The 7191-nt window shown below is 67.4% G+C and carries 4 protein-coding genes and 1 tRNA gene; 2 read left to right on the top strand and 3 right to left on the bottom strand.

Annotation, left to right across the window (positions count from 1 at the left end; genetic code table 11):
- Positions 1 to 82 precede the first annotated feature (82 nt).
- From DM816_RS21335 to DM816_RS21345, 3 genes are all read right to left on the bottom strand, one after another.
- Complete coding sequence (locus tag DM816_RS21335; protein WP_117212104.1) at positions 83 to 1960, bottom strand: CASTOR/POLLUX-related putative ion channel; 1878 nt, start codon at positions 1958 to 1960, stop codon at positions 83 to 85.
- Positions 1961 to 2579: 619 nt separating this feature from the next.
- Positions 2580 to 2656 (bottom strand) — tRNA-Arg (locus DM816_RS21340).
- 23 nt (positions 2657 to 2679) lie between these two features.
- A complete protein-coding gene (locus DM816_RS21345) occupies positions 2680 to 3636 on the bottom strand; it encodes an alpha/beta hydrolase (protein WP_246002094.1) in 957 nt (318 codons plus the stop codon).
- Positions 3637 to 3827: 191 nt separating this feature from the next.
- Here DM816_RS21345 and DM816_RS21350 point away from each other — a divergent pair, with 191 nt between their 5' ends.
- Together DM816_RS21350 and DM816_RS21355 are read left to right on the top strand one after the other, a co-directional pair.
- Positions 3828 to 4391 (top strand): single-stranded DNA-binding protein, encoded by a 564-nt coding sequence (locus DM816_RS21350; protein ID WP_117212105.1) that lies wholly within the window; start codon positions 3828 to 3830, stop codon positions 4389 to 4391.
- A gap of 1105 nt (positions 4392 to 5496) precedes the next feature.
- A complete protein-coding gene (locus tag DM816_RS21355) occupies positions 5497 to 7026 on the top strand; it encodes a cobyric acid synthase (RefSeq protein ID WP_117212106.1) in 1530 nt (509 codons plus the stop codon).
- The last annotated feature ends 165 nt before the right edge of the window (positions 7027 to 7191 follow it).

The following is a 7191-nucleotide window of genomic DNA, read 5'->3' on the forward strand; positions in this document are numbered from 1 at the left end:
ATCGACGCATAGGACTATACCTAGCGGCGGGAGCGCATCGGATGACGGCAAACCGACGCCGGACGTCGCCGCGGGGAGGCGGTCAGCCGGTCGAGAGCACGATCAGGCGATCGACGGCGGGCATGGGCAGCTCCTTGTCCGGGTTAAGCACCACACCGTGCCCGTCACCGGGCTCCGCTATGCGGTACCCGATGGCAACCTCACCTCGCCGCTTGGCCGCCTCGACGGCGGTGGCGAAGGTGAAGCCGGGCTGCTGCCGCAGATAGTAGGTGGACGGCCGGATGTAGATCTCGGCGCCCTCCGGGTCGAACAGGTCGTCGAAGACCGACTTGAGATGCTTGTTCTCCGAGATCTGGGTCATCAGCAGGCTGACCAGCTGTTCGCTGACCACGAAGTCGTCGGCCTTGGTGAGCTGGGCCAGGGCGCGGTCGCGGTCGTCGCGCATCTCGCTCACGATGGAGCTCGCGCTGCCGCCGGCCGCCAGCAGGTCGCGCAGGTGCAGCAGCGTGACCAGCACGCGCGAGTCGGCGGTGAGCGGGTCCAGCTGGTCGTCGGACAGCAGGATGACGTTGTTGAACGTGGCCACGTCGAGCGAGGCGAGCACATCCCGGTCGCGGATGTCGCCGAACTTGGACCGGATCAACAGGTGGTGCAGGCGCGGGGCCATGGTGGACGCGACCGTGTCGGCGTCCTGCCGGTCGGTCACGATGTCCACAGTGGACCCGTCGGCAACGTACACGTCGAGTTGCTCGATAATCCTTTCTGCACGGGCGTTCCAGCCGAGGATGAGGGTGCTCTCGGGCGCGGCCGGCCCGCGCACGCCATGCAGGATCGCGGTTTCGTCGATCGGGAAGGTGCGCGGCGACAGCGTGATTTTCGAGTCGTCCTCGGCGAGGATCACGAGCTGGTCGGCCGGGCCGATGACGGTGTCCATGGGCGGATTGAGGGTGGTCTTGCCGTCGTGGCCGAGAATGCCGATGGGGCAAGCCTTTCGGTATGCCTGCAGGGTCTGGCCGAACTGCTTGCCGACCAGGCTGGGCTCGCTCATCATGTAGATTTCGTCGCCACCGAAGTCGAACAGATCCTGGTACACCACTGAGAGTTTGGATTGCCGGGCGGTCTGCACGATGAGCCGGGCGCTGATGTCGTCACCGTCGAGCACGATGGCGTCACCGCCGGCGAGATTGGCGACGGCCCGGTTGCGGCTGTCGCGCACCGACGCCACGACGTGATGCGGGCGGCCGCGAAACGCCGGACCCTTGTTGATGGCCAGCAAAACCTTGATCGCAAACGCGTCAGCGTCCTCTTCGGACACGTTGTCGGGCGAGAGCACGATGATGGACCGGGCCTCGTTGAGATTGACCATTTCCAGGTCGGTCAGGTCGAGCGGACTGCCCGTGCGAAACACGAGCCGCGTCTTGCCGGTGTCGGGGATGCGATGCTCCACCCGGTCTTCCATGAAAATCTTGTCCTGGTCGGCCAGGATGGCGATGGCGGTCTTGCCACGGCTCTGGTTGGCGTGCACCAATTCCGAGATGAGCGTGTAGATTTGGTCCGACCAACCGAGAATGACCGTGTGGTTGCGCTCGATCACCAGCGAGCGGCCCTTGCGCAATTGCTCCAGCCGCCGGTGCATGCCCGTGGTCAGCAGACCGATCAGGGCACCGGCGACGAAAATGCCGCCGAGCGCGAGGACGAACCACATCACGAGCACCGGCCAGTCGCCGTCCTGCGGGGCCGACAGACTGAACGTGGTGATGAACGTCTGCCAGAGCAGGAGCAACGGGTGCACCCGCTTGTCACCGTCGCCGAGCGTGACCAGCTCGATCGCCGCGGTGACGACGGCGATGAGCAGGAACGAGGCCAGGGCAAGCCAACCGATAAGCCCGGTGGTGCCGCGGGACATCGTATTGTCGAACCAGTACCGCCATCGCGCGCGATAGCCGGGCCGTCGTGCCATATCCGGATTCCTCCCGATCGCCGTTGAATCAGCGACATCCGATGGATCCCCCGCGTTAACGGGAACACTGTAGTGACGTCCGACCGAAATGGACAGTGCGATGGCACATTGGCACAGTCCGATACCCGGTGTCCAATTCGGACGGCGATGATCGACCGGCGCCCGCCGGGGGTGCGGTCAGGCTGGATGGGGGCGATGCGCAACGTGTGCCAGCGCGGCGGCAGGCCGGGAATCTTTGCCCAACAAGGCATCCCTACCAGCGGCGCGGAATCGACCGGCCGTGGCGGAGGTCGGCCAGGGACACCCGCCGGGTGTCGAGCTCGCAGCGGTGGGACCAGTCTTCCCTTTCACCGCGGAGGTGTTTCCAAGATCATCCCGGCTATATCCGGAACCCCGACAAATGGTGGCTTTGGCGGCAGTCGGCAGCGCGCTTCTACGATCTCATGAGCGTGAGTCCATGCAGATCGTGGCGGAGCTCCAGACCAGAGATATGCACCAAATCGGGGACTATTCGAACCCTGATGGCCCGTGCCCCACGTGGGGTTCGCGGGGCTCGGCCCCGCGGCGGTATCGCGGCCCTTGGCGAAGTTGCCGCAGGCAACAAGCAGGCGACGCCAGCTGGTGCGCCCGGCAGGACTCGAACCTGCGACCTGAGGATTAGAAGTCCGCTGCTCTATCCAACTGAGCTACGAGCGCATTCGGCCTCATAGGATACAGGCTCAACCGTACGCCCGGAGCCACCGGTCGGCCTCATCGAAGAACCTCTGGCGGGCCGGCTCCCGCGAGAGGGTCAGGTCGTGCTTGCCGCCGTCGATGCGCACGACCGTGACGTGCCGGCCCAGGGCGGACGCCCATCTGGAGATGTGCCTCACATCGAGCACGGCGTCGGCCTCGTGTGCGGCATCGTTCCAGACGAAGTTGCGGTACGAGGCGGTCGAGTGGGCGACCAGGACCGGCGCGGTGATGTCGAGGCCGGCGTGCAGGCGCCGCTGGGCGGTCCGGATGGCGCGCAACCAGCCCATCCGCAGCGGGAACGACTGGACCGGCTTCCAGGCCAGGTCGAACTGCCATTCGCCGTGGAAGTCCTGGTGCAGGCTGCGCCCGTAGAGGCCGGGTGACTTGAGCGGCACGACGCGGTACGGCTGCCAGGCCGCAAACCTGCCGACCGCCGCGGCGACCGGGCGCCGCATGACCCACGCGGCATTGAAGTCGAAGAATGGGCTGTTGAGGATGAGTCCGTCGACCACACCCGTTTTCGAGCGGGCATGCGCCCAGAGCGAGCCGATCAGACCGCCCGTGGAGTGCGCGAACAGCAGCAGCGTGTCGTGCCCGTCCTCGGCTCGGATGATCCGGGCGGCCTCGTCGATCTCCTCGAAGTACTCGGCGATGCTCCGCACAAAATTGGGCGTATGGTGCGGCCGGAGGCTTCGCCCGTACTTCCTCAAATCAAGGGCATAAAAATCGTAACCACGGTCGATGAAGAAATCGGCGAGGTGCGTCTGAAAGAAATAATCGTTGTATCCGTGCAGGTAGAGGACCGCTTTGGGGGTCGGCCGGGTGGAGCGGCGGCGCACCAGCGTGGCGAAAACCGGGCCCTCATCGTCATCGGGCAGTTCGATTATCCGCTGCTCATAAGGCTCACCAAGCACGTCGACGGTAAGGATTTCGGTGCCCACGGCGACAAGATTAAACCCCTTTTGACGGTACCCGTACCAGATCGACATCTGGTCGGCCGCCAGTTATCCCCAACCCGCCTGTTGTCCACAGATCGGCTAGCGGCGCCGTCGCGAGGAGTCGGGGTGTTCGAGCACGCTTCTGTTCACAGGAACGCAGAGGAATCAGCAAGACAAGACAGAACGGAGATGACGTGTTCGAGACGCAGCTGACTCTGGTCGGAAACGCGCTGACCGCGCCGGAATATCGCCGGCTCACCGACTCGGGCCAGGTGGCCGCGAGCTTCCGGGTCGTTTCCCACTCCCGCCGGTTCGACAAGTTCAACAATCGCTGGATCGACGGGCACAGCCTGCGCGTGCGCGTCACGTGCTGGCGCAGGCTGGCCGAGGGCGTGGTGCCCAGCATCAAGGCGGGCGATCCGATCATCGTGGTCGGCAACCTCTACACCCGCGACTGGACCGACGACCAGGGCACCCGGCGCGTGCTCTACGAGCTCGACGCCAGCGCCATCGGCCACGACCTGTCCCGCGGCACCGCATCCTTCGAGCGCACGCCACCCGCGCTCGGCTTCAGCGTGATCGAGGATGAGGAGGCCGAGCGCCGGATCGGCGGCGAGGACAGCGTCCCCGAAGACCTGGACCCGCCCGCCGCCCTGCACGCGGCCGGCTTCACCGCCGAGCCGATCGACTCCGACGACGACGTGTCCGACGAGCCCGACGGCGACCGAGACGAGCGCCGCATTCTCGTCCCCGCCTAGCGCGCCGGGTCCTCTCGTCCGGCGCCACTAAGCCGAGCGTCGAGCCGGGCCTCGTGCACTGCTCCCTTGCTTCTTCGGCGCTCGCCCGGCCTTCGGCCGCACGTCCACAGGGCTGACCCGAAGTCGCGAGCCATGCACGAGGCCCACCCAAACACGCTCACCGGGGCGCGACCTCGTCGCTTTCCCACTCCAGCCATGCCTAGCCTCGCCCCGCGGATGCCGTGTTCGCCGGGGCGGCCAAAGGCGAGGTGGCCGGCCCAGCGGGGGATACGCCGCGCCCCCGCGATACCAACCATCACCGGTCCGGCTACCTCTCATGTCCCGCCCCACTCCAGAGGCCGAGAAAGGGCGGGACACCGGGCCAGGGGCCACCTGTCAGGCCCCTGGCCCGTCCATCGCGAAGATCCCGGGGGGACTGATGGCCGCGTCTCATCACACTGTTGACAGTGCGCGGCCATCGGTGGACACCTCCGCCCGCCCGCGACCCGCCAACCACCCGGCCCACACCACCACGACCAACGACCGATCACGCCCGCGACCACGACCAAGCGACCAATCACGCCCACGACCAATCAGGTCGCCATGATCTGGCGCGCCACGTCGGCCGGGCTTCTCCCGCGGCCCGTCCGGGGGCTCGAGTCCGCTCCCCGACTCGCCCCAGCGGTGGGGCGGCGAATTTGCCCGCCGCCGCCTCACCCAGGCGTGGCGCGCCGGCCGAGATGACCGGCCGGGCAGGCAACGGCCACCACTATGTGAGCCTGCCCGCCGGTCATCTCCGGCTGACCACCCCGGTTCCTTCGCCGGAATCGTCCCCGGTGCCCACTCAGCTATCCCCTGGTCCGCACCAACTCAACTTCCCCCGGCCGCTGCGCCGGGCTCGTCCCCCGCGCCCACCCAGCTTCCGCCCCGCACCGCTATGTGGGTGGGTGCGGGGGCCTATCGGCGCACCGGTGTAAGCGCCGCGCCCTGCCAAGCGTTTCCGCAGCTTCCGGCGATTGGGTGAAACGCGAACACGAAGATCCTCTGACACTCCCCGCGTGCGGGCGAGGTGGTGGGGCAAGCTGTGTCGGGTCTGGACTGTGGAGCGGATGGATAGGGTGAAGGCATGGGCGGGATCTTGGTAGCGGGGACGACGTCGGATGCGGGGAAAAGTGTTGTCACGGCTGGGGTGTGCCGGTGGTTGTGGCGGCGGGGGGTGAAGGTGGCCCCGTTCAAGGCGCAGAACATGTCCAACAATTCGGCCGTGGTGGTCGATAAGCATGGGCGTGGTGGGGAAATCGGGCGGGCGCAGGCGCTTCAGGCCGTGGCTTGTGGGCTGGAGCCGGAGGTGCGGTTCAATCCCGTACTGCTGAAGCCGAGCAGCGACCATCGGAGCCAGGTGGTGGTCTTGGGGCAGGCAGTGGACACCATCGAGGCGAGTCGGTTTCGTGAGCTGAAGGGGCGGATGGCGGGCGCGGCGTTTGGCGCGTTTGATGAGCTGCGGCGCGAATACGACGTGGTGGTGTGCGAGGGCGCGGGCAGCCCGGCCGAGATTAATCTGCGCGAAAACGACTATGTGAACATGGGGCTGGCCCGGCACGGTGGGCTTCCGGTGGTGGTCGTGGGCGACATCGACCGGGGAGGCGTGTTCGCCTCGCTGTACGGGACCGTGGCACTGCTCGATCGGGCCGATCAGGCGCTGGTTTCGGGCTTCGTGATCAACAAGTTTCGGGGCGACCGGGGGCTGCTCCAGCCGGGCCTGGACACGTTGGAAGACCTGACCGGGCGGCCGACGTTGGGCGTGCTTCCGTTCGACGTGGACCTGTGGCTGGACGCCGAGGACGCGGTGTCGTATGGGCGCGTGCTCGGCCGGCCCGGCCCGGCGCGCGGGAGTGAATGGCTGCGCATCGCCGTGGTGAGGCTGCCGCACATTTCGAACGCGACGGACGCGGAGGCGTTCGCCAGCGAACCCGGTGTGGCGGTGCGGCTCACGGTCGAGCCGGGTGAACTGGCCGAGGCGGACGTGGTGGTCATTCCGGGCACCAAGTCTACAGTGGACGATTTGGAATGGTTGCGGCGCAATGGCTTGGCTGACCTTATCCTCGCGCACGCGGCGGCGGGCAAGCCACTGCTCGGCTTGTGCGGGGGTTTCCAGATGCTGGGGCGGCGCATCCACGACGAAGTCGAGAGCGGGCGGGGCGAGGTCGATGGGCTTGGCCTGCTGCCCGTGGAAGTGGGATTTCAGCGTACGAAGACGCTGGCGCGGCCGATCGGGCACGCGCTCGGAGCTCCCGTGCACGGGTACGAGATCCATCACGGGCAGGTGGTCTGGCGCGAGGCCGAACTCTCCGGACTCATCACACTGCCCGATGGCGCGATGGAGGGGGCCGCGGCCGGGAACGTCTTTGGCACACACTGGCACGGCGCGTTCGAGTGTGATGAGTTCCGCCGCCGGTTCTTGACGCTGGCCGCGGGGATCGCCGGGCGGCGCGGGTTTGTGGTGGCGGCCGACACTGACTATGCCGCGCTTCGGGCTGCGACTGTGGACCGGCTTGGCGACATGGTGGAGGAATACGTTGACACGGATGCGCTTTGGCGGCTGATTGAGCAGGGAGCGACGCCGGGCCTGCCCGCGATCCCGCCGGGGGCGGTGTGAGAGATCTGGTGGGCGGGGGCGACCTGGCGAAGTGGGGTGCGGACTGCGAGGCGGCGGGAGACCTACGGGGGTGGGGTGAGGACTGCGAGATGGAGGGGAGCCGTGGGGGTGGGCGCGGTGGAGCGGGTGGTGGAGGTGTTGGGGCGGCGGGCGGCGCGGTTGGGG

This window comes from Allorhizocola rhizosphaerae (assembly GCF_003426775.1).
Lineage (GTDB): Bacteria > Actinomycetota > Actinomycetes > Mycobacteriales > Micromonosporaceae > Allorhizocola > Allorhizocola rhizosphaerae.